The following is a 24085-nucleotide window of genomic DNA, read 5'->3' as shown; positions in this document are numbered from 1 at the left end:
GGAAAATGATAATTCCCGGGATATACCTTTAGGCAGGTTCCAAATGGCTTTAGTGCATTTATCTAATTGCTCAGAAACATTGAATCTTTCCTGTTGATAGGGGGACATTTTTATCATACACCTCTAAGTTAACTTTCCCTAACAATATGCTTTCTCCGGCCTTCTTTTCAACTATCGCCATTTGCATTTTTACGGTCATTCCTCGTCCAACTTTGCCTTGCGAGCTATTAGCTATATAGTCGCTATTATATTGAAACCAATCACATTACTTTTGATAAAGTGGTTTTACACTTATATTAAAAAGAATAATTCCCCAAAAAAAGTTATCCGGTGGTGGCGAATCCCAGTTGTTAAAAGCATGTCCTGCATCTGATTTATACCGTAAAAAATAGCTGCCGGCAGGTAGGGTGATTTCCTGATCTATCTTCTGGTTTTTAAGTGCCCCACCAGCATGTTTCGCTGCTTGTCCCTGCATCTGCCAGATCATTTTGCCCGAAGCATCTTCAATCCATCCATAGTCACACCATGAGCTAAAATCTCCCGAACAATTTTCTCCCACGCCATATACTCTTAGTCGCGTAGGTTTTGAAAGTGTGAACTTCTTTTTAAGGTCCTGATTAATATTTGCATTTTGAATAGCAGCAATTATCTCTCCTGAGGGTAATGTGTCTGTGTGATTAAAATTAAGATCTGCATAAATTTCATAAAATTGCCTTGCCCTTATTGTATCGCCATTTAGGAGAGCCATGGTAGCCTGGGTTACCAGCTCCTTACTATAAAAATCTTTGTAGGTAGAATTGGCTGTAGTTAGACTTTTCCGGATAGTTTGTACAGGAAGATGATAGTCAAGGCGGATAAAATCACGGTCTTTATTAATGCAATATTTATAAAACAATTGTCCTACCGGTGACATAAAGAGATCTCCATCAGCCAGTGGAAAAGGCTGACTGAGTTTATCTATATTAGTAAGTACCACCATTGTCAATTTCAGGGAAGGTACTTTTATAAATAATCCTGATTCACCCTGGGTTTGTCCGTAATGCCAGTAAAAGTCAATTCCCCGGTAAGTTTGTGTAAACCATCCAAGACCATAAGGGGATGTCTCTCCATTTTTAAGCTTATTGGCAGTAAAAATCTCCTTTTGAGTGCCTGCTGTTACAAACTGGTTTATATCTATAGCCGCAGAGTATTTCAGCAGATCTTTTACTGTTGAGATCAATCCGCCAAAAGCGCCAAATTCATCAAAGTATTGTGATGCAACGATTTCACCTTTATCATTAAGAGCATAAGGTTTTGCCAGTTGGTTAATGGCTTTTTCAAAATAAGGGATCATGCTTTTATCCTGCCGGGTAAACGTGAAATAAGCGTAAAGGGAGATTCCCGGAGCTGTTGACGACATTTTGAGAGGAGTTACTATATTCTCCATTAACAGCTGATAAAAAGGAATTCCGGAAGCCTTTTCAATAATAGGTGTTAATTTCCCAAATCTATACCCATTATATTGATAATGTGCGCCTGGTTCACCTTCAGAGGTATGTGTCAATAAGTTCTTTACGGTAATCTGGTTGTTGTCGAGATTTATACCATAAACCGATATAGGTGTTTCCAAACTTAAATTCTTCCTTTCTACTTGCTGCATAACAAGTGTAGAAGTAAAAGTTTTAGTAATGGATGCTACCCGGAAAGAGGTATTTGCCGTTGCCTTGATGTGGTTTTCAAGATCTGCATATCCGAAGCCTTCTTCAAAAAGGATAGTGTCTCCTTTCATAAAGGCCGCAGCCATACCTGGTATTTTTAATTCGACGCGGATTGAGTCCAATCCAGCAATGAGGGTCTGTATAGGTGTTTTTACCTGTGAATACCCCTCTGTTATAATACCGCAAAAAAAGGTCAGTAGTCCCCCAAAGATCAGCTTATACTTCATGAAATTAGTTTTATAATTCACTGAGATAGCTTAATAAAGTAAAGACGTAGAATAAATATAAAGTTGCTTATAAAGAATTCTATTGGGAAATGAGTGTGCCGAATAATAAATATTTAATATATTAATTATCAAAATTCAAGACCTCTGGCTACCCAGTGATGGCTTTCTTCCTGTACGAAGAGGGAGTAGTCCCTTTATAACTTTTAAAGATCCGGTTGAAGTGGCTTTGATCTGTAAAGCCAAATTCTTCAGCAATTTCACTGATGCGCATATCCGTCAGTAATAACCGGCTTTCAATCAGCTTTAATTTGTAAAGCATAATATATTGTTGCAGGCTTTCACCAGTATGCTTTTTAAAATACTCACCCATATATTTAGGCGAAAGATTAAATACGCCGGCTACACAATTTACTTTTAATTTTTCCGGCTCGAAAATATGCTGATGCAGGTAATTGATCACAGGCATAATTCCCGAAATTTTACCTTCAAATACTTCTTTCTCCTGCAAAGTAAGGTTACGGGCAGCATAGCTTATAATTGTGTTGATCAATTGCTGAATAATTTGCTCCTTTTGTGGTGAATTGTTTTCCTTTTCACGAATGAGTGCCTCTACAGTAGCACGGATAAAAGGCTTGTCAGTAACCGTTTTGAGAATGCAGCCCGGTAGATGGTTGTGGCTATTGAAAATATATTCCAGCTCACGAATATTTTGATTGTTTTGCGTTTTAATATAATCATTACTAAACCTGATGAAGAAGAAACGGCTAAAAGCATCTATATTAAAACTGTGCGTATCCTGCGGAAATATTAGGAATAATTTGTCTGGAGCATAGGGCAACTGATGTTCATTGATAATCTGCAATCCGGTTCCATCCAACACAAAAACCATCTCGAAAAATGTATTTCGGTGTGGTTTTGCTTCATAATCCTGCGTTTCAAGTAGTTCCAATTCATAGGAGCTATATAAATTCTGCACATTCATACCTGTATTTTTACAAAAATATCCTGTAAATATACCTGTTTAATCTCCTGCATTTATTGAAATTTGATGAAAATTTTAATGATGAACGATTTATCTTATTTAATGCTGCGCTTAGTGGCAGGCATCAGCTTTTTCGGACACGGCCTGGTAAGGTTACCAAAACTTGCTGCTTTTAGCCAATGGATGACCGGCAGTTTTTCAAAATCAATGTTGCCACAAAGCTTGGTAAGGCCTTTTAGTTATGCATTGCCCATAGCTGAGTTTACAATTGGCATCCTTCTCATTTTAGGCTTGTTTTCTCAAAAGACTTTTATTGCAGGTGTCGCGGTAATGTTACTATTAATGTTGGGTACTTGCCTGATAGAGAATTGGGAAGCGTTGCCATCACAGATAATTCACGCCGTAATACTCATTGTGCTTTATCAATTTATTGCCGTAAACACTTTTTCATTAGACCACATCATCTTTAAAAAATAATATAATGACAGGTAGAAGAACTTTTATAAAGCAGGGCAGCTTGCTCACCACAGCAGGAATTGTAGGAAGCATGCTACCACTATCAGCAATATCACAATCAAAACAAGCAGGTACAAAACCACAACCGCAACAGTCGAAATGGTTGGATGGGTCAAGATTGGTAATATCGGTTTCGATGCAGTTTGAGGCCGGTGGGCAACCAGAAAATGCAGAAAGCCCTTTCCCACAAAATATGCAGAAAGGGTATAAAGACCTTCCGGCAGAAACCTGGTATCAGTATGGTTATAAAGAAGGTATTCCACGGATGCTGGACAACTGGGATAAACTTGGGGTAAAAATCACATCGCATATGGTAGGCAGTGCCGTGCTTAAAAACCCGTCGCTGGCCAAAGAGATTGTAGACCGTGGCCACGAGGCTGCTGCACATGGAATGAATTGGGCCACACAATATACAATGCCTTATAACGAAGAGAAAAAGTTTATCAAAGACGGTGTAGATGCTATCAGGAAAATCACTGGTTTCGATGCAATCGGTTATAATGCCAATTGGCTGCGCAGGGGTGAAAATACATTAAAGATTTTACAGGAATTAGGCTTTTTATACCACATTGATGATTTGAGTAGAGACGAGCCGTTCATTCAGACTGTAAACGATAAAGATTTTGTAACTGTTCCCTATACGTTGCGTTGTAACGACATTCTGTTGATAGAAGGTAAGAATTTCTCAGTTGACCAATTTGTAAACCAGGTAAAAATGGAATTTGATCAAATGTATGAGGAATCAGAAAAACGCAGAAGGCAAATGTCCATCAGCTTCCACGACCGTATCGGTGGTACCCCTCAAATGGTTCAGGCAGCGAAGGAGTTATTCACTTATATGAAAAAACACCAGGGCGTAAGCTTTAAACGCAAGGATGAAATTGCTCGTATGGCATTGGAAGATAAAACGACCATAAGGGAATAAATAAAATAATTCAACAAATCAGACAAATGTATAAGACATTCATTATCTCCCGCCTTTTTTTGTATAACGCCCATCGTTGGCGCTTCGCACCCTTCGACACTTAGTTGTCAATAGCCTGCACTTTTTTTTGATGTCGTCTGTTGAAATTTTACCGCCCATTCGTTCATCTGTTCAAGCAAGGGTTTCATTGTTAAGCCGTCTGTTGTCAAACTATATTCAACAGTAATTGGAACAGTATTAATTGTTTGCCGGTTTACAATACCAGCAGCTTCTAAGTCTTTCAATTCTTTAATCAGCATTTTAGCCGAAATGCCGTCTATTTCTCTTTCCAATTCTTTAAATCGTTTCTTTCCGAAATATAATATTGAGAGAATATGCAATTTCCATTTTCCACCCAAAACCTGCAAGATAAATTGCAATGATGCTAAGTTATTCACACATTTTTTCATTTTTATTTTCGTTTTACTTTTCTGATTATCAATAACAATAACTTTTAGGTTATTAGTATACTTTCTTGTAACTACTTGCAAAAATATATCGTTGAGTTTACATTGCAACTCAAAACGAAAATTTATGTTGACAGGAAAAACAATTTTAATTACAGGTGGTGGTTCAGGAATTGGCGAAACACTTACAAGCAAGTTGTCAAATGACAACAAAATAATTATATGCGGAAGAAATGAAGAGAAACTAAAAAAGGTCGTTGCTGCAAATAAAAATGTGTCATATTACGTTGCCGATGTGTCTGTCCCCAATGAAATCGATGAACTTTTTAAAAGAATAAAAACAGACGGAATTGTTGTAGACGTTTTGTTCAATAACGCAGGTGTCGTTGAACAATGGGACCTTACCAAATCAACTTTGTCGTCTGCCCGGATTTTTGAAAAAATAAACACAAACTTGTCAGGTGCTATCGCTGTCACACAACAGTTCGTCAATCAGGCAAACAAGTCGGCAAATAACTTAATTGTCAATGTTACTTCGTCTATTGCAATTTTCCCTTTTCCTGCTTTAGGCTTGTATTCAACGTCTAAGTCGGGTTTAAGCGTATTCACAAAAATAATACGGCAACAACTGAAAGGAACAAATTTTAAAGTCGTTGAAATTCTGCCGTCTCAGGTGGATACTGAAATGCCCAAACAATTAGGATTCACTTCAAAAGGTACGAATGTTCAGGACTTTGCAGATAAAGTAATTAACGCTATAAACAAAGGTAAAACAGAATTTTCGCCCGACCCGAATGTTACTATTCTTAAACTGTTCAACAGACTTTTACCAAATAGCAGTGTCTTGAATATGGCTGATAAAATCAGTAAAAAGATATTGAAAAGTCAGTAATTTTTGTCGGTTGTCAATGTCGGGAAGTTTGTCTCCGCAGAGTTACCATAACGACATGACCCTGGTCATCCATCCATTCGGACAGCAGGAAATAATATCCCCGTCCCCCTTTTACTTTACGATTTGGTTGTAACCAACGGCATTGCTTAAAGCAACTACCTTCTCTTTGACGGAAGCTGTTTTATCACAACCGCAAAGCATCATGCCCTGGAATCTCTTACGGAAGCCTACAATAGCCAGAACCTAAGCCTAATTGATACTGTACGCATTCATCTCCCGTACATATCAAATCAATGAAGATTTGAACTGCGCAGGCGTTAACTGCGTTTTAGTCTTAAACAGGCGGCTGAAAGATTGTGGATGTTCAAACCCTAAACGATAGGCCACTTCGCTGACTGTCAGCGTTGTGGTCGCAAGCAGTTCCTTGGATCTTTCGATAAGCTGCTCATGAATGTGCTGTTGCGCACTTAGCCCGGTGAGCGAGCGCAGCAAATCACTCAGGTAGTTTGGCGTGTAATTCAGTTGGTCTGCCAGGTATTGTACGGTAGGGAAGCCCTGATCAACCGGCTTTTCTTTCTGGAAATAGCTATTGAGTGCCGCCTCGAACTGCTGAAGCAGGTCGCTGGTAGCAGCTTGCCGGGTCAGGAACTGTCGTTTATAAAAGCGTTTGGCATATGCCAGTAATAGCTCGATCTGCGCGATTACAACTTCCTGGCTGAAAGCGTCGATACGACTGTTCAGTTCTTCTTCGATGATCTTGAAAATTGAGGAAACGATGGCTCTTTCCTGCTCGGAAAGGTGAAGCGCCTCATTTGAAGAATAAGAAAAGAACCCATACTGCCGGATCTTGGCAGCGAGCGGAAAGCCCTGCAAAAAATCCTGGTGAAAAATAAGTGAATATCCTTCGTTCCCCTGGTACATGGACATGCTGCCCATTACCTGCTTAGGCGCGGTAAAAACCATACTGCCTTCATCAAAATCATAGTAGCCCTGCCCATATCTGAACTTGCCACCCAGTTTTTCAATAAAGGATATCTTATAAAGCGTAGTCACATAACTGACCGGCAGGCGGCTGAGGTTGATCCGTTCATCACGCGTATCGAACAACGAGATGAGGGGATGTTTGGGTCCCGGCAGGTCCAGCAGACGGTGAACCTCGTTGATCGAACTAATAATAGGAACTTTAGGCTTTTTCATTTTTTAATTAAAAGTAAATAATATGACCGGCACCTGCTTTAGCCACCGGTCATATTGAGCATGTTTCAAAAATACAGGTCTACCAGGGTAGCTTGCCTCTAGGGCCGGTAAACCCTCCGGTCGGGCCATCCGTTTCCAGCGCGACGCGAATCGGTTCACGTGAGCCTACTTCCAGGCTGTCGGTACCCTGGAAATTATTGAGGGCCGTAGCAGTGTATCCCGGGCTGGTTGCATTCACTTTAATGCCTTCTTTTTCGAGTTCTAAGGCAAAAGCCAGTGTTACCGCATTTAAGGCAGTTTTTGAAGCGGCGTATACGATACCAAAGTGTTCCCTGGCCCAGCATTCCGGATCGGATATCCACGTTAAGGAGCCTAATCCGCTGGATACGTTAACGATGCGAGCTGCCGGTGATCTGCGCAGCAAGGGCAAAGCCGCCTGGGTTACGGCAATCACACCGAATACATTGGTTTCCCAAACGGTGCGTACTTCATCCAGCGAGACGTTCACTGCCCGACCGGTAGCCATCATTTTTTCCGGGCTTAAGGGCGCTGTTCCGCCATGTGAGATACCCGCGTTATTCACCAAAAGGTCAAGGCGGCCATATTCCTTAGTTATTTTAGCAATAGCGGCGCGGATGCTTTCCTCCCGGGTAACATCGAGTTGGACCGCTCTGGCCTGAACACCGATCGCTGCTGCAGCGCTTTCCCCGTTCTCCGGTTTACGGGAACCCATATAAACGATGTAGCCGTTAGCAGCCAGGGCTTTTGCAATTTCATTACCTACGCCCTGGTTGGCACCGGTAACCAATGCGATTAGTTGTTGCTGATTTTGATCTTCCATAAGAACAAAAGTCAGTATTAGGCAAAGCTCAGGTTTAACAGAATCAAGGATAGTTGTAACAAAATCCTTGGTCATATTGTCGTATTAAGATGAAACCGCTAATGGCATGGCGGCAATTAGATCAAAAAATATCCAATTATTAAGGAGGCTTGAGGCAAACAAAACAAGACTGCTTTCGAAAGATCGTAGGGTAGTGGCTAACTTTTTCCCGGTGACTGTTTCTACTTCCACCCGGTCATGAAAATTACTATTTATCAATATTTTTGTTATTAATAATAACCTACCGCTGTGCTTCTCCCCATTCCGCAAGGACAGCGATGATCGACTTTGTGGTCTCCCCATATTCCGTCAGTTCATAAAAAACGGCATTAGATTGCGTGTTGCTAACCGATCTCTTAACCAGCTGGTTAGCCTCCATTTCCTTTAACTCCCTGCTAAGTACCTTTCCTGAAATACCATTGATATCCCGCAAAAGATCGGAATACCGTTTAGGGCTTTTAAGAAGCAATATGGCTATCCGCCAAGCCACTTTACGTTCCATGACATGCCTTAGAGCGAAACGGCATTTAAATAATGATAGAAGTATAGTTGAATATCAATAACATTAAGCCGCTTATATTTCTTTTAATGACTTTGAAACAACAATGGCCTTGGCCGCAAATATTCGTAGTACGGAGTGTGTGGTTTTAAAGATAAGTGATTAATGGGCATAACAACTTAAAAATAATTTTTCGGGTAGCCGCATTTAAATATCCCTTTTTGTTTTTTCATTTTCGGTTACAACATTGTCAAAAACGCTTACTTCTCCACAACAGATCTTTCCATCAGTGAAATCGCTTATGAACTTGGTTTTGAACATTCACAGGCTTTCAGCAGACTTTTCAAAAGCAAAACATGTTGGTCGCCTTTAGCCTTCAGGCAATCGTGTAGCTGATTCAAGTTGATAACTCTTTAAATTTCCGCCATCTCTATATTTATCCCTCTTTCTCCGCTAAAAAGCAAAACCCTTATACCTTCGCCTTTATCCAATCTTCTTATCAAAACAGCCGCTAAAAGTAATGAAAACAGGAAAGCCTGCAGAAATTGCAGGCTTTCCTCTTTATACAACTTAATGTTGAATCACGACTTTTCTATCTACATCCTGTTTATTACTAATTATCCTGATTATATAAGTTCCGGAAGCCTTACCCGAAAAATCAACACTTACACTATTCGATCCCGGCTTATTAATCCGCTGTACCAAACTCCCCTGGAAACTATACACCTCAATAGCCTGTATAACATCATCAGCATTTACAGATACAGTCACCTTGCCATTAGCCGGATTAGGATAAACTAATGTACCCGGAAGATTTTTGTTCGTACTATCCGTCAGATTTGCCAGCCTTGAAGCACAATTACCGGGACGTGCCTGTAAATTAATGGTCTTCGTTACAGCAGCCGAAGTACCACAACCATTTACCGCCCGTATAGTAAAACTATAAGTTGCCGGACCAGGCAATGCATTATCCAGTATACATTCATATCCGCCAGTAGATGAGTTATATTTAGTAACAACCGGTACCCACGCACCACCAAACTGTTGTTCTACATAATCAGCTCCTGCCGGTAGGCTAATATACACATCCCAACCACATGATACACCCGTCGACGCGCGCCTGACTAAAGAACCGGTTAATGTAGGTGCATTTACTTTTACACTTTTTGTCACATTAAAAGAAGTTCCACATGGTAACGTGACCTGTGCCGTCAATGTTACTGTACCAGCTGTAGTGGATGCAGGTGTAACAGTTATAGCAGCCCCACTCGTTGCGCTTAATGTCACCAAAGCTGGTGTAACGGACCATGTCACCGTGCTGTTATTTGGAACAGAACTCAGAGCAGCGGTCGTACTTCCGCAAATAGCAGTATTACCTAAAGTCATGGTTGGATAAACATAGGCACTACCAATACCTACCGCATAAAAAGCATTTGTTACCTGTATTTCTTCGCAACCACCTGGATATAATTCCCGGGTAGATGCAATCACCTGGTCTCTCCAGTCTGAGAATTGTGTGTTTGCCAGGAGATGGTGATATTCAGCCTGATGTACAATGGCGGCAGCTTTTTCAATACCTATGCCCGTAACATTAAAACTATTATTTAAATCATTGGTACCACTGCCCCCCTCGCTAAGCAGGTAAAACCAATAATTAATTACACCACTATTAGTATGTACATAGCAATTATCGTTTGTATTAGAAGGGTTACATCCGGTAGGATCAATATAGTAGGTACCTGATTTTGTATCTGGCTGATGACCTGATCCGGAATTGTTGGGTGCATTTAGAAATCTTGTAGCAGGACTCACTACTTCTTCCCCCATAGACCAGCGTATTTTATTGGGCGATTTCCAGAATTCAATCACCGCACCATTAATATCAGCCAGGCTTTCATTGAGGGCACCACTTTCACCTGCATATTCCAACATTGATAGGTGGTTAATATCCATATGCTTGAGTTCATGATATACAATATCAGAACTCGTCAGGGGAGTATATGTGACACCTCCACTCAAACCGCCATCTCCAAAAAAAGTAGCATCAAAAGACCCAATATATGCGGCATTTACTATTGATGCAGTATACGGGGAATTGTCTATAGTCCCCCAATGAGCATAAGTGCGAAGGGCTATACCATTATTATCCATACTATTCCTGTTCAATACAGTGCTGTAATAGTCAAGCAGGTTTTCAACGGCCCAATGTATATCGAATGCCTGCCGGTCTGCTGAATGTTCTGAGGCTCCCCAAACATTATCGTTGTCTGAAAATTCGGTAAGGTTAACCGGGTTATAATTCAGATTCAGGTTGAACGTATGAATAGATACTCCATTTCTTACCTCTGCTAATCTAAATCCTCCTGAATAGCTGTCTGTAACGACTCCCTGTACACCCGAATATAGCGTTTCTACATAGCCAGGGGCATTGGTCCTGAACTGGCCGGTTGTCGAAACAGCTGCAGCCTGCCTGTTAGTGTTGGGAAACTGGGTAGGCGTGCTGAAATTGCATATGCCAGATACAAACTTTACAACACTGCCATTACTGGCGTTGATGTATACATTTCCTGTTTTAAGAGTGGGTTTCAGGGATGTAATGTTGACCTTCCATGCCAGACAGAATGAATCCTTATTGTTAATACCGAACCTTGTAATCAGTAATTCAGGCACAGGCTGAAGATTTATACCCGGATTTGTTTTTCTGGTATACTGCACCAATGAAGAATCCTGCCAGGCATATTGATCCGCCTTCACATAACCCATCGCAAGTTGAATTGCCTGAGTAGCATCGACTCCGGGTGACACATTCAGATCAGGAATACTTTCCATTGTCCCATTCAATGATTGTAAACTTTCACTTCCATGAGTCATAAATTGAGCATATTCTATTTTTACGTTTTTGTAATAAAGCTGGTATTTTCTGTGCGTAATATTTTGCTTGTCGACAGTTGAATTGATCAGCCTGAACTCATCAATGCCTGTCCGGATACCAGTAATCTTATTTAAGAAGTCCTTGTCATTAGCCATTCTTCTCTGGTTAAGAGAATCCTTTTTAAATGATAGTGCTGATATTCTACCATGAATATCTTTTGAAATAGAAAGCGTGTCATTGGTCTTAGGGGTTTGGGCATAACTGTAAGTTATAGGCAGTAAAAAGCCTATAAAAAAGAGGAGTGTCTTTTTCATGTGATGAAAGCAATTATTGGTTAATAAAAATCAGCGGATGTGGGTTTTATAAAAAGTTAACATGTACTAAAAGGTAATTAGGGTTATTATTAAAGAATAACGGGTTCGTTATATTGTCCCTTGATATTTACTACAAGATAAGAAAAAATAAACAATTAAAGCTGTCTTGTTTCGTTTTACCAGTGGTCGGTAAGTTTTCTCCTTTTCTGTACCGGGCACAGCATAAACCGACTATTGAACTATAGACTGCACCTCTAGGAATTTCCGCATTTATTTATTTAATTGCTTTAGTAAATCTCCACGTTTTGAATACTATAGCTGCTTTGAAACAAGGTAATCTTTTGGTGTTTAATGAAGTCTATTATTCATGGCACAAAAGGATCTTCTACTTTGTGCTCCAAAAGACCAGGTCTTCTTTCATTGCAGAGGAGGTCACGCAGCTTACATTTATCAAATGCTGGAACTACCGGGAAAATCTCGCAGATGATCTCACCATAGAGTTACAACTGTTCCGCATTGCCCGTACTACCCTGATCGATCTTCTCCGTAAGGAAGCAGTTTACAAAGAAAAGGTCATCCATGTAATAGACAAGTATACGCTGCCTCTGGATGACCTTTGGGGGAAAATAGAGGAAAAAGAATTACAGGCGAAGTTGGCGAATGCCTTGAAAAAAATGCCACCAATGCGTCGCAAGGTATTCGAAATGAGTCGCTTTAAGGGCATGAGTTACCAACAGATAGCAGACGAACTTTCCTTATCATCCAGGACGGTAGAAACACATATTTTCCAGGCCATTAAACAGATAAGACATTATCTCGGACCTATGCTCTCTCTCCTGGCCTGGCTTAGCAGGTTTTAAAATATTTTGAATCACACTACGTAGTTGGCGTGTCACAAACGTATTACTATGTATCAGCCGTATATAATATGATAAATGATGAATTATTAAAACGGTTCTTCAACAATCAATGCACGCCGGAGGAAGCCCGCATGGTGGCGCATTACCTGCAGGAACATCCTGATATGCAGGAGACATACCTGCCGGAAAAGGAATTCCTGCAATTACAGGAGGACCGGCCATTCCCGGAAATCGTTTCCCGGAAATGGCTGAAAAATATTCATCAACAGACTGTATCTGCTCATCACTGGAAGAAATGGGCTAAACGACTGGCCGTTGCTGCATTAACAGTTGGCGTATTAGTGGGTGGCACCGTATTAATCCTCCGCCGTGACAATCAAAAAGCGGCTACCTTTATTACCGGAATGACCGTAAAGATACCATCCGGACAACAGCAACTGACCACAAACACCAGCCGTAAAACCATGTCCATCCCATTACCGGATGGTTCTGTTGTTAGGCTGTTGCCGGCAGCAACCATAATATATAATAAGGAATTCAAGGAAAACAGGAACATTTACCTGACAGGAGAAGCAGATTTTAGGGTAGCGCCTGATAAATTACATCCCTTCGTAGTATACAGCGATGAACTTTATACGACTGCGTTGGGCACCTTTTTTCATGTAAAAGCGATCCCGGGCGAAGAGATGATCGTCATAAGACTCAACAGTGGGAAAGTACTGGTGCAAGGCGCAATCAATAATAAAAAAGTCATCAACGATATTGTACTTACTCCTGGGAAAGAACTCAATTACTACCGCAAAACAGGGAAAACTTTTGTGTTTAACTTCAAAACCAGGGATGCGGATATTTTAGTAAGAGCTGGCAGCGATAGCACAACTTATACGAAACCGGACTGGTATAAATTTAATAATCAACCAATGTCGCAGGTATTGGATCAATTAAGCAATTACTATGGAATAGCTATCTACTATTACCCCTCAGATGTAATGGATATTTACTTCGATGGTAAATTTGAACGAAAGGATTCACTCGAAACGATCCTTACTGATTTGACGCTTCCCAATAATCTGAAACTGATCAGGAATGATAGCGGATTTATAATTAAGAGGAAATAATTCACCAACATAGTGCTATCCCACAAATGGACGCTTTTAGCGGCCCTGGCTTATTATGCCATGCACTTAAAAAACACGTTCCAGTTATGAAGATTTTCTATCGACCCAAATGGCGTTTGTTTCTGCTATCAATGTTTTTGGTGGCAGCCGTTTCAATGAACATCCGCGCACAAAATCGCGTGCAGGTGACAGGCACTGTGCGTACAGATCAGGGAGACCTTCTTCCCAATGCCTCCGTAGTTACACTCAATGAAACAACAAAGTATACCGCTGGTGTGGTAACTGACAGCAATGGCGTATTTCATTTTTCCGGATTACCCCTTGATGGAAAATACTCTTTCACCGTTTCTTACATGGGTTTTGAAACCCATCGGCTGAATAACGTGCTCCTGAAACCAGGCGCTACTCTCACCTTTTCAATACGTTTAGTCAAAAGTGTATCGGCGCTAAATGACATTGTTGTTATCGGCTATGGTAATGCCAAAAAGAAAGATGTGGTGGGTGCCTTCAACGTAGTAACTGTGAAAGAAGCCGGTGCGGTAACTGCCACCAACCCATCGCAATTAATCATCGGTAAAGCCGCCGGCGTACAGGTACTACAAAGCAATGGTGGTGCCGGTGCAGATGCCCAGATCATTATCAGGGGTACCGGAAGCTTCACCGATATCAATCCTCTCTATGTAGTGGATGGTATCCAGGGCACCAAAAACCTTTTTAATACACTCAATGCCCAGGATATAGAAAGTATCACCATCCTTAAAGATGCATCTTCCACAGCTATCTATGGCTCCGCAGCCGCCAATGGTGTAGTGATTATCACCACTAAAAAAGGAAAGACCGGCCCTCCACGCATCAGCTTTACCTCGCAATGGGGTATTGCCAGGGCCTGGAAACGAATGGACCTGCTCAATACAGCCCAATATGTGGACGCGTTGAGAGATCTCGCTGCTACCAAAAATACTGTGTTGCCGGCGAAGTTTAACACAGGAACTGTTTTACAGGATAGTACCGACTGGCAGGATGCCATTTTCCGTAATGCCCTGGTATCAGAAAATGACCTGAACATCCGCGGCGGTGGAGAAAAAGTAAACTATAGCGTTTCTGCTACCTATATCAATCAGCAGGCAATATTAACGAATGCTACCAATAAGAGATTCCAGGCACGTGTGGCGCTCGAAGAAACGCTTGGCAGGTTCCGGTTTACACAGAATATTATTGTCCGGCAATATACAGGCCAGGGCAACTACGCCAATATCGTTAATGCCATACAATATGCCCCTTATAAACCTATCCTGGACCCATCTGTCCAGGGTGGATATTCTATTCTCTCTAATATTGATGACTTCAGCAATGCCACCAACCCATTACAGGAGATTGCCATGAAAAGCCAAAGCAGTAAATCACTGGCCTTCTTTCCTCAACTATCAGCAGAAATACGTATCATCAATGGATTAAAATTCCGTTCACAGTTTGCAGCAGAAGTGAACTCCAGCCGGAGTAACAGCTATCAGAAACAGTACCAGGCTTCAAATTTCCTGAACCAGGCCCGCCAGGCCATGCTGACTTTTACGGAAAACTCCTACTACATGATTGAAAACTACCTGTCGTTCGACAGGCAATCCGGCAAACACCAGTTATCTATGATCGCGGGGCAAAGCTATATTGATCCGGGAATCACGAACGGCTCTTCCATTAGAGGTACCGGGCAACCGAATGACAATATCACCAATGTGGGCGTGGCTTCTTCCCAATCCGTTACCAATAGTTATTCAAACTACTCACGCCCTTCCCTGATATCTTACTACGGCAGGTTGAACTATACTTATAATGATAAGTATATACTGAACACCAGTTATAGAAGCGATGGTGCATCTAACTTTGGACCTAACAACCGTTACGGTAATTTCGCTGCCGTTGGTTTATCCTGGCGCTTTTCAGAAGAACCATTTATTAAAAATGTATTCCCTGTATTATCGGATGGAAAACTACGCACAAGTTGGGGACAAACCGGTAACAACAATATTCCCAATTTCCTGAATACCGCAAAAACCTACCAGGGTACACCCGGCGGCGCATTGGTGTACTCCCTTGGCAGTACGGAAACATTCGTATCCGGGACTACCCTCACAACAGTAAGCAACCCGGATTTAAAATGGGAACAAACTAATCAAACAGATGTAGGCATCGAACTGGCCTTCATACAAAACCGCCTCACCGTTGAAGCTGACTGGTATGACCGCAAAAGTACCGGACTGCTTGTAACAACTTTCCTGCCAGCCAGTATAGGTATAAGTCTCACGGGTACCCAGCCCCGTAAAACAGTCAATGCAGCAGATGCCCGAAATAAAGGTTTTGAGTTGACCGTCGGGTATAAAGATAAGATCAATGACAATTTCAGTTTCAATGTGAGTGTAAACGGAGCTGTTAACCACAACGAAGTGTTATCGTTAGGTGATCAATTTTCAGCCCCTATCCAGGCTGGTGCCTTTACGCCAGTACCCGCCACCACTTATACAGCAGCAGGCAGTGCTATCGGTTCCTTCTATGGTTACCGGCATGATCATGTGGCCAGGGATGATGGAGAAATAACTGAGCTCAACAATGCGGCTGCAAAAAAAACAGGCAAACCAGGAACAAAGTACCAGGATGGTTTGTTGCCGGGTGACTTTATTTATAAAGATATTGACGGCGATGGCGTGCTTACTGCAAAAGACCAGGAAATATTAGGCAATGCTATGCCAAAATACATTTACGGGATCAATGCCGGTATCACTTTTAGAAACTTTGACCTGAACCTGGTATTGTCAGGTATTGCCGGACTAAAACTGCTCAATGGCTTAAAACTAAATACCAGCTTTATGTCTACAGGACACAATGCCGGCACTGACATCCTGGATAGGTGGCGTAAGCCCGGCGATGTAGCTGCTTTGCCCAGAATAGGTCAGAATGTAACAGGCAACGGAAATCTCCGTCCATCCGACTGGTGGCTGGAAGATGGAAGTTACCTGCGTTTACGGAACATTACTATCGGATACAATGCGCCTTTACCGATATTAAACAATCTCACTAAAGCCTCAGTTAAATCGCTCCGCATTTACATTGCAGCACAAAACCTGTTTACCATCACCAGGTATACCGGATACGATCCGGAAATAGCGGGCGACTACCTGTTTGCACGCGGTATTGACCAGGGGCAGGTACCACAACCAAGAACTTTCCTGGCAGGTATTCAATTAGGGTTTTAATTTCTAAAAGTGATTTTATGAAGAAATATATACATCAATTATTACTGATAGCCGGGCTGATAACGACTTTTTCCGGATGTAAAAAATCGCGTCTCGACCTGGTAGACCAGAGTGCTTATGCATATGATACCTATTTCACCAACATCGGAGCGCTGAACCAGGCAACTATTGCCAGTTACGCTACCCTGCTACATCCTGGATTGTGGGCCAGAGAATATTACTACATTTTTGACCTGATGGGGAATGAAGCAAAGCGTGCCAGCTTTCTGCTCGGTGCAGAGCAGGAACTGGGCGATTATAGTTTTGGTACCAACAACGCAGATCTGAGTGCATTATGGAGTTCCCTCTACCGGATGATATTCCGCACTAACCTGGTGATAGACCGGGCAGCGGCCTGGAATCCTACAGCCACCTCAGACCGGGCGAAACTGAATCAATACCTGGCAGAGGTTAAGTTTCTCAGGGCATATGCGTATTTCCATTTAGTAACCTTGTGGGGAGATGTACCGTTATATATCGATTATCAAACGACGATTCAAAATAACTATTTATCCCGTAGTCCAGCTGCTGACGTATGGAAGCAGATAGAGAAAGATCTGACAGAAGCGGAGGAAACTACAGAATTGCCCGTTGTATATCCTGCCGTAGAATTAGGCAGGGCAACCAAAGGTGCAGTAATAGCGCTGCTCGGCAAGGTTTATCTTTACCAGAAGAAATGGGGGCTTGCACAATCTTCCTTCGAAAAGCTGATGAATACACCGTATACCTATAAACTCGATCCCTCATTTGATAATGTTTTCAGCACGGTGAATCAGAACACACCAGAAAATATCTTTCAGATCATGAATCAGCAGTGGACCGACTGGGCCATTGGATCCCCCTACTATATGTTTGGAAATGGTGCAGAACAAGTAGGAAAACAAACACATAGTGGCCGCGCTATGGAATATGGCTGGAATGACTGGAAGAACGTATACATCAGCAATTCCGCTGTGAAAGCATTTACCTATCCTGACCCGCTAACAGGCAATTCATATACTGACCCACGTGCCAGATCCACCTTCTATGGCACTGCCGCTTCAGGAGGAGACACCATGTACTGCCAGCAATGTGCTGCCGGTGCAAAGAATTTTCCTTTTGACGCTAGCGATCCACAGGGTGACTATCGCTGGAAGAAATACGAATATTACAATCTCGTGGAAAAATATGGTGATCCTAAAAGTCCTATCAACGGGCAGGTGATCCGCCTGGCAGACGTGATGCTAATGTTGGCCGAAGCTTATATACAGCAGGGTAATACAGGCGATGCCCCACTTGCGCTGATCGACAGTGTACGCTCCCGTTCTCATGCCGTTTTGTATGCAAATCTGGGAGATCAGACCAATGCCATGAAAATATTAATGCGCGAACGCCAGCTTGAATTGTGTGGAGAACAATGCCGATATTTCGACCTGCTGAGATGGGGAATTATCAAGCAAACTATCAATGCGGAAAAAGCTGTTGAACCCGGAAGTGGCACACAACCATTCCTTGATAAACACCTGCTGTTCCCTATTCCCGATGTAGAAAAAAATTACAATCCTAATGTGGCCAAAGACATTAAAAATGGCTGGAACTGATACCCTTTAAAGGTTAACCGACGCAAGGAAACATAGTATGAAAAGATAATGATGATCAGGTTGTGGTCTTAAAGACCAGGCATGGTCCATTGGTAACCTATGTTTGTTCCCTGACAAACATTCGTATACGTTGCTATGAAATGATGTAACAGATGAAATATATGAAGACCATCTAAATCAATCCTTAATAATTCCACTATTATGAAGACGAAAAAAGTCTACTACACATTGCTGTTAACAATTTTTTGCCTGGCCGCTTTGCAAGGTGTACACGCGCAATTGTACACCTGGAACCAGGTGCGGATAGGTGGTTCCGGATCGGTACCTTCTTTTGTAGCGCACCCTAAGGTGCCCGACCTTTATTTTATTACCACTGATGTAGGCACTCCTTACCGATGGAATAAGGACCTGCAGAAATGGGAGCATTTAATGTTATTTAAAAAAATACCGGACAACTACTGGAATTGGGAAGTCAACCAGCGTTGCGGTAGCCTTGCCGTTGACCCAAACGATGCTACAGGTAATATTCTGTATGCTACGGTGGAGAATAGCGCAGGCCCTGCACCTGGCAAGGGTTCAAGTGCTGTTGGTACTATCCTGAAGAGTACGGACAGGGGTGACTCATGGACGGATCTCCATGTTCCGATTGTCGTACACCCGAACAGTACACAACAATATGCAAACCGTATACAGGTCGATCCTTCCAATAGCAACATTGTATGGGTTGTTACAGATCAGAATGGCGCCTGGAAAACGGAAAATGCCGGTACAAGCTGGTTGCAGGTAAACGCTGTCAGTACGTCGGGTGCCTGTGCATTCATTCTTTTCGACCCAGGCGCTGGTACAGTTGTGGTGAATGGTCAGCATGTCACGAAACGGATTTACATTGGCCGGTACACCGGTGTATGGGTATCAGAAGATGGCGGAGCCTCTTTTACGCTAATGAGTAACAGTCCACAGGCTCCCGGTCAGGCGACGATTCATACAGATGGAACCCTGTATGTATCTGCCGGCTCCAGTAGTGTTAAAAAGGGTGTGTTCAAATACAAAGCCGGCAGCTGGCAGGACGTGTCTCCTGTAATTTTAGATAATGCCAACCAATACTTCTCAAAAGTGGCCGTGAATCCCGCTAATTCGGATGATATTGTTGTAAGTACCCGGGGACTCTGGCAAAAAAATCCTTATTATATTTCAAGGCGTGGCGGAGCCCCAGGCTATTACTCACAAGGAAAGATCACCCGCGATAATTCTGAAGCGCCACACTCAGCGAATGACGGGTTATACTACAATTCACCTGGGCATAACGCAGCTGCATTTACCTGGGATCCTTTTTACCCGGACAGAGTATGGATCAACGATATGCTGGACGTACTGAGTACAGATAATATCTTTGCCCCTGTTTCCAACTGGAAGATCCGCGTAGTAGGCCTTGAAGAGATCATGGTAACAGGACCTATGGTGGCGCCGCCAGGTGGTAAGAACCTCTTGCTCACTGCTACCGCTGATGTAGGAGGCGCTCACCACCGTTCCCTTACTGAGCCATTGAACCAGGGTGCCCTTTCCAATACTGCGTTACACAATGGTATTAATACCGCGTTTAATATGCAGGCGGTAGCTTTCCAGTATACCGACCCTAATTTCGTTGTTCGTGTTGGCTGCGACGGCGCGGAAACTTATGACGTCAATCTATCACACGCAGGTTACTCCACCGATGGTGGCGATACCTATACTATATTTCCAAAATCACCTGGTCTGCGCGGGCGTGTGGCCGTGTCAGCCAATCGCAGGAATATCGTCTGGCTTACCCAGATAGATGCGAATGGTCCAGGTAATGTCTACTGGTCAGAAGATCTTGGCACTACATGGACAAAATCCACCGGTGTTTCTTCGGGCATCTTACCCTCAGGGGTGCAGTGGACCCTCTATCCAGGGGAAAACCATCTCGTAGCGGATAAGGTGAACGGCGATTATTTCTATATCTGGGACCGCGGTGCGTTTTATGTCAGTACCAATGGTGGAAAATCATTCCAAAAAACAACTGCTACCGGCCTTACCGCAAATGCCGGCAGTAACCCAAATGGTTCTTCCTATGCCACTACCTCCAATATTGATGTTACGCCGGGGAAAACAGGCGATGTCTGGATAGCATTTTACGATGATTCACATCCTGAATACAGCGCCCTTTATCATACCTCTGACACTGGCAAAACATTCAGTAAGGTAGGTGGAGCATCATTTAAACCCAAATGGATAGCCGCCACCATGTCTGATACAACTGCAGGTGCACACGTGGCTTTATATGCTACAAGCCAGCTCCTTCCTATTAACGGCATTACACACGGTGCCTTCCGCTCTGACGATACCGGTCGTACCTGGACGACTATCTCAGATCGGGTGCCAGGTATCGTGCAGAATATTACGGCAGACAACAAAGGAAGAATGTTTGTTGCCATCAGTGGAAATGGTATCTATTTTGGCTCCCCGGTGGCCGGTCCTGTGCAGTCTGTAGAAATAGTCAATTCCGGATCAGATACCCTTACAAGAGGATTCTCTGTAAAGTTGAACGTAAAAATCACGCCCGCCTATCCCACCAACCCGTCCGTCACCTGGAGCTCCTCCGATACCTCAGTCGCTAAAGTGGACGCTTATGGCAACGTGAGCGGAGTAAACGCAGGCACCGCCACAATTACCGTCACATCGGTTGATGGTGGGAAAATAAGCACCCGGCAAATTGTCGTCATCCCTCCGGTTATATCTACCGGTATTACGACGGACAGTATATTGTATGGTACTATGAATACACCCCAGCAGATAGTGGCTATAATTATGCCTGCCAACACCACAAATAAAACCCTGAACTGGTCGGTGGCGGATAGTACAATCGCAAAAGTGGATGCAAACGGTATGGTGACCGGCTTAAAACTCGGCACTACTACACTCACCGTCTCCGCAGCAGACGGAGGCTCGTCCAGAACCTCGCAACTGATTGTGAACACCATTGTGACTGCCATCAACGCAGGTACCACGGCCCCCGCGGGAAGTCAGCCAACACCCTATCAGAATATAACAATTGGCCAATATATACCCGAAGGGCCAACCGGCACCGATAAACTCTGGCATGCAGGGTACACCTGGATCGTCCGTAATGCGGCCACGATGGACCTTAGCCAGGTAACATCGCCTGCTCCCAGGCAGGTATATGAGTATATGCGCATTGGCAAAATTAATACGACCCAGCTGCGTTATTATTTCCGTAACCTGATTCCGAATGCCAACTATGCGCTCCGCCTGCACTTTGTTGAGCCCAGCGACGCAGACAAAGCCACCCGGATCTTTAACGTGAGAACCAGCGGCGACAGCCTTATGAATTTCAACATCTACCAGTCCGCAGGCAATAAGCTGAATACCGTGATAACACGTACCCTTCAGGCAAAAGCTGACAACGCCGGTGTAATCACGGTGCAATTCATTCCCAAAGCTGGCCCCAATGATCCTTACAGCGCTTCTATAGCCGCGCTGGAAGCTTCTATCATTCCATTACAAGGAATCAGTGTCTATTCAGACAGCAGCAATCTCTATGTTGGCTATAAGGACACGCTGAAGCTGACCACCACACCAGCCAATGCCACCAACCGGAACCTGGTATATAAGTCTTCCAATGATGCCATAGCTACTGTAGACCTGAATGGAGTGGTAACAGGAAAAGCTGCCGGCACAGTGACTATCACCGCTACATCTGTTGAGAGCAATTTTGTGGCTGCCAAAACCTATACGGTTATCTATATCCCTGTTTCGTCACTAACACTTGATACTACTTCCGTGAATGTATTTGTAGGATCAACCTTCCAGCTGAATGCCATCTTCAACCCGGCAAAAGCCAGCAATAAAGAAGTGTTATGGACATCCTCAGATACAACCATAGCCCAGGTGAACAGTAGTGGCACTATCAGTGGTATCAAACAAGGAGACGTAATCGTAACCGCCACCGCAGCAGACAATCCGGCTATTGTTGCACAAGCCAATATTCATGTAGCCAATGTACAGGCCACTAACCTTACATTACAACCATCCAACGCCATTATTGGGGCAATGGATACGCTGCGGGTAAAAGTCACCTTCCAGCCGGCCAATACCTCGATTAAAAGAGTAACCTGGAGTAGTTCAAATGCATCGTTAGCTACAGTTGACAGTACAGGTCTTGTCACTGCCATCAAACCCGGCACCCTGACGATTACTGTCAACACCCTCGATAACTCCGGTGTCTCAGCCACCTTACCCGTAACAGTGGTACCGTTTGATTCATGTGGAGGAATTCCGAATAATGGTTTTGAAAGCGGTCTTATTAACTGGATCTCCTACAAAGAATCCGTTGCTACTGTAGGCGCTGCATACGCTGTTAGCGGAAAAGGCCATTCCGGTGATAAAGCCGTGACACTCGGTGCTACAACAGCAAGCACCGCCTTGAACATAAAAGGTTCCATCCCGGTAAGAGGTGGTAGCGTCATCGTGTTTACCCAATGGGTGAAAGTAGAAAAGGATGCCACCGGTTACCCATGGTGGGCTGGATATGGTATTGGATTTGTAAATAGCCAGGACAGTGCTACTGGTACCGTATATTCAAAACAGATTGATAATGTGATTGCATACCGGGAAAACTGGGCCCAGATAAGAGATACAATCAATGTACCAGACAGTGCAACAGGACTTACTTATTGGATATCCAAGGTAGGATTCGGCACTGTATGGGTAGATGATTATTGCATAGAAGTTTTAAAGACAAATAAATCGGCAGTTTATGGTATCAATGCAGGCACCACCGTAACACCTGCCGGTCCTTATGCCAATACCACCTTTGCGCAATATGTTCCTGAAGGCCCTACCGGTCCTAATAATCTATGGCATGCAGGTTATACATGGGTACAACGAGTGACTTCACAGGTAGATCTATCGTATGTAACCGATCCCGCTCCTCCCCAGGTATATGAATATATACGCATCTTCAAAGACAATATCACCCAAATGCGCTATTACCTGCGTGGCCTAACTCCTAACACTATGTATGCCATCCGGTTACACTTCGTTGAACCACATGATACGGAAAAGAATAACAGAATTTTCAGCGTAAAAGCTACCAATGGCCTTGATAGCCTTACGGACTTTAACATCTACCAGGCCGCAGGTAACCGGTTGAATACCGCTGTTATCAAGACTATAAAGGCAACAGCAGACAACGCCGGTTTGATACAGGTAACTTTTTACCCTAAAAAAGGCTTATATGATCCTTACAGTGGCTCAATAGCGGCTATTGAGGTGCGGACCTTACAACCAGGAGATACGGTGCAAAGTGTGACTGCAAATCAAAACACGATTGCAATAACCAGCAATAAATTAAACACCCCTGTTAAAATGGATTTTGCAACAGAAGTATATCCAAATCCTTCCAACAGCGTGTTTAAGATAAAACTGACATCTTCCTCAAAAGCAGCAGCGTTTCTTACTATTGTTAATAACAGTGGTAGCCCGGTTTATTCTACAAGAATAAATGCCGGCGTTAATTACGAACTTGGCCAGGATCTGAAACCGGGTATTTATTATATAAATATCAGGCAAGGCACTCAAAACAAAACGATGAAAGTTGTGAAATACTAAGCAATATTTAAATGTTGAAAAGCTGCCTCATAAATAAATGAGGCAGCTTTTTTTTGTATAGATAGGGGAGGCCATAAATATTCGAAGGCAAAACCGGATCATGCGGTCAAAAAAAAAGCTCTGCGCATGCGCAGAGCTGAAAAATAA

General features: G+C 43.1%; 15 protein-coding genes and 1 pseudogene. 9 read left to right on the top strand and 7 right to left on the bottom strand.

The features are described from left to right. Positions 1–265: 265 nt before the first annotated feature. On the bottom strand, positions 266–1924 hold the full coding sequence (locus DXN04_RS23130) for a serine hydrolase domain-containing protein (protein ID WP_116855772.1): 1659 nt from the start codon (positions 1922–1924) through the stop codon (positions 266–268). A 148-nt stretch (positions 1925–2072) separates the two neighbouring features. Continuing rightward, on the bottom strand, positions 2073–2906 hold the full coding sequence (locus DXN04_RS23125; RefSeq protein ID WP_116855771.1) for an AraC family transcriptional regulator: 834 nt from the start codon (positions 2904–2906) through the stop codon (positions 2073–2075). 78 nt (positions 2907–2984) lie between these two features. On the opposite strand from DXN04_RS23125, the gene DXN04_RS23120 reads away from it, so the two are divergent. Further along, entirely contained in the window at positions 2985–3383 is a 399-nt protein-coding gene (locus DXN04_RS23120; protein WP_233525666.1) for a DoxX family protein, read from the top strand. Positions 3384–3387: 4 nt separating this feature from the next. Further along, positions 3388–4347, top strand: coding sequence for a polysaccharide deacetylase family protein (locus DXN04_RS23115; protein ID WP_116855770.1), 960 nt, complete (start codon positions 3388–3390; stop codon positions 4345–4347). 107 nt (positions 4348–4454) lie between these two features. Here DXN04_RS23115 and DXN04_RS23110 read toward each other — a convergent pair whose 3' ends face one another. Then, complete coding sequence (locus tag DXN04_RS23110) at positions 4455–4877, bottom strand: winged helix-turn-helix transcriptional regulator (protein ID WP_233525665.1); 423 nt, start codon at positions 4875–4877, stop codon at positions 4455–4457. A gap of 43 nt (positions 4878–4920) precedes the next feature. On the opposite strand from DXN04_RS23110, the gene DXN04_RS23105 reads away from it, so the two are divergent. Beyond that, the gene (locus tag DXN04_RS23105; RefSeq protein WP_116855769.1) at positions 4921–5685 is read left to right on the top strand and encodes an SDR family NAD(P)-dependent oxidoreductase; all 765 of its coding nucleotides are present in this window, start codon (positions 4921–4923) and stop codon (positions 5683–5685) included. Between the two features lie 285 nt (positions 5686–5970). On the opposite strand, the gene DXN04_RS23100 is transcribed toward DXN04_RS23105, so the two are convergent. The 3 genes from DXN04_RS23100 to DXN04_RS23090 form a co-directional block, all read right to left on the bottom strand. Beyond that, a complete protein-coding gene (locus DXN04_RS23100; RefSeq protein WP_116855768.1) occupies positions 5971–6882 on the bottom strand; it encodes a helix-turn-helix domain-containing protein in 912 nt (303 codons plus the stop codon). A gap of 79 nt (positions 6883–6961) precedes the next feature. Beyond that, positions 6962–7723 (bottom strand): SDR family NAD(P)-dependent oxidoreductase, encoded by a 762-nt coding sequence (locus DXN04_RS23095; RefSeq protein ID WP_116855767.1) that lies wholly within the window; start codon positions 7721–7723, stop codon positions 6962–6964. Between the two features lie 280 nt (positions 7724–8003). Next, positions 8004–8264 (bottom strand): winged helix-turn-helix transcriptional regulator, encoded by a 261-nt coding sequence (locus DXN04_RS23090; RefSeq protein ID WP_116855766.1) that lies wholly within the window; start codon positions 8262–8264, stop codon positions 8004–8006. 264 nt (positions 8265–8528) lie between these two features. On the opposite strand from DXN04_RS23090, the pseudogene DXN04_RS23085 reads away from it, so the two are divergent. Next, positions 8529–8657 (top strand): annotated as a pseudogene (locus tag DXN04_RS23085) (helix-turn-helix domain-containing protein); the annotation flags it as partial. 174 nt (positions 8658–8831) lie between these two features. On the opposite strand, the gene DXN04_RS23080 reads toward DXN04_RS23085, so the two are convergent. After that, a complete protein-coding gene (locus tag DXN04_RS23080) occupies positions 8832–11447 on the bottom strand; it encodes a M4 family metallopeptidase (protein ID WP_116855765.1) in 2616 nt (871 codons plus the stop codon). A gap of 305 nt (positions 11448–11752) precedes the next feature. On the opposite strand from DXN04_RS23080, the gene DXN04_RS23075 reads away from it, so the two are divergent. From DXN04_RS23075 to DXN04_RS23055, 5 genes are all read left to right on the top strand, one after another. Next, positions 11753–12307, top strand: coding sequence for a sigma-70 family RNA polymerase sigma factor (locus DXN04_RS23075; RefSeq protein ID WP_158569118.1), 555 nt, complete (start codon positions 11753–11755; stop codon positions 12305–12307). Between the two features lie 68 nt (positions 12308–12375). After that, complete coding sequence (locus DXN04_RS23070) at positions 12376–13425, top strand: FecR family protein (RefSeq protein WP_116855763.1); 1050 nt, start codon at positions 12376–12378, stop codon at positions 13423–13425. 86 nt (positions 13426–13511) lie between these two features. Next, a complete protein-coding gene (locus DXN04_RS23065; protein WP_158569117.1) occupies positions 13512–16670 on the top strand; it encodes a SusC/RagA family TonB-linked outer membrane protein in 3159 nt (1052 codons plus the stop codon). A 17-nt stretch (positions 16671–16687) separates the two neighbouring features. Then, entirely contained in the window at positions 16688–18289 is a 1602-nt protein-coding gene (locus tag DXN04_RS23060; RefSeq protein WP_116855761.1) for a RagB/SusD family nutrient uptake outer membrane protein, read from the top strand. Between the two features lie 201 nt (positions 18290–18490). Beyond that, complete coding sequence (locus tag DXN04_RS23055; protein WP_116855760.1) at positions 18491–23938, top strand: Ig-like domain-containing protein; 5448 nt, start codon at positions 18491–18493, stop codon at positions 23936–23938. Positions 23939–24085 lie beyond the last annotated feature (147 nt).

The organism is Chitinophaga silvisoli, from assembly GCF_003412465.1.
Lineage (GTDB): Bacteria > Bacteroidota > Bacteroidia > Chitinophagales > Chitinophagaceae > Chitinophaga > Chitinophaga silvisoli.
This window is presented reverse-complemented; position numbering and strand designations above follow the sequence as displayed.

Coding starts and splice junctions, on each gene's coding strand:
- DXN04_RS23130 (WP_116855772.1), bottom strand. CDS start 1,924: ATGAAGTATAAGCTGATCTTTGGGGGACTACTGACCTTTTTTTGCGGT.
- DXN04_RS23125 (WP_116855771.1), bottom strand. CDS start 2,906: ATGAATGTGCAGAATTTATATAGCTCCTATGAATTGGAACTACTTGAA.
- DXN04_RS23120 (WP_233525666.1), top strand. CDS start 2,985: ATGATGAACGATTTATCTTATTTAATGCTGCGCTTAGTGGCAGGCATC.
- DXN04_RS23115 (WP_116855770.1), top strand. CDS start 3,388: ATGACAGGTAGAAGAACTTTTATAAAGCAGGGCAGCTTGCTCACCACA.
- DXN04_RS23105 (WP_116855769.1), top strand. CDS start 4,921: ATGTTGACAGGAAAAACAATTTTAATTACAGGTGGTGGTTCAGGAATT.
- DXN04_RS23100 (WP_116855768.1), bottom strand. CDS start 6,882: ATGAAAAAGCCTAAAGTTCCTATTATTAGTTCGATCAACGAGGTTCAC.
- DXN04_RS23095 (WP_116855767.1), bottom strand. CDS start 7,723: ATGGAAGATCAAAATCAGCAACAACTAATCGCATTGGTTACCGGTGCC.
- DXN04_RS23090 (WP_116855766.1), bottom strand. CDS start 8,264: ATGGAACGTAAAGTGGCTTGGCGGATAGCCATATTGCTTCTTAAAAGC.
- DXN04_RS23080 (WP_116855765.1), bottom strand. CDS start 11,447: ATGAAAAAGACACTCCTCTTTTTTATAGGCTTTTTACTGCCTATAACT.
- DXN04_RS23070 (WP_116855763.1), top strand. CDS start 12,376: ATGATAAATGATGAATTATTAAAACGGTTCTTCAACAATCAATGCACG.
- DXN04_RS23065 (WP_158569117.1), top strand. CDS start 13,512: ATGAAGATTTTCTATCGACCCAAATGGCGTTTGTTTCTGCTATCAATG.
- DXN04_RS23060 (WP_116855761.1), top strand. CDS start 16,688: ATGAAGAAATATATACATCAATTATTACTGATAGCCGGGCTGATAACG.
- DXN04_RS23055 (WP_116855760.1), top strand. CDS start 18,491: ATGAAGACGAAAAAAGTCTACTACACATTGCTGTTAACAATTTTTTGC.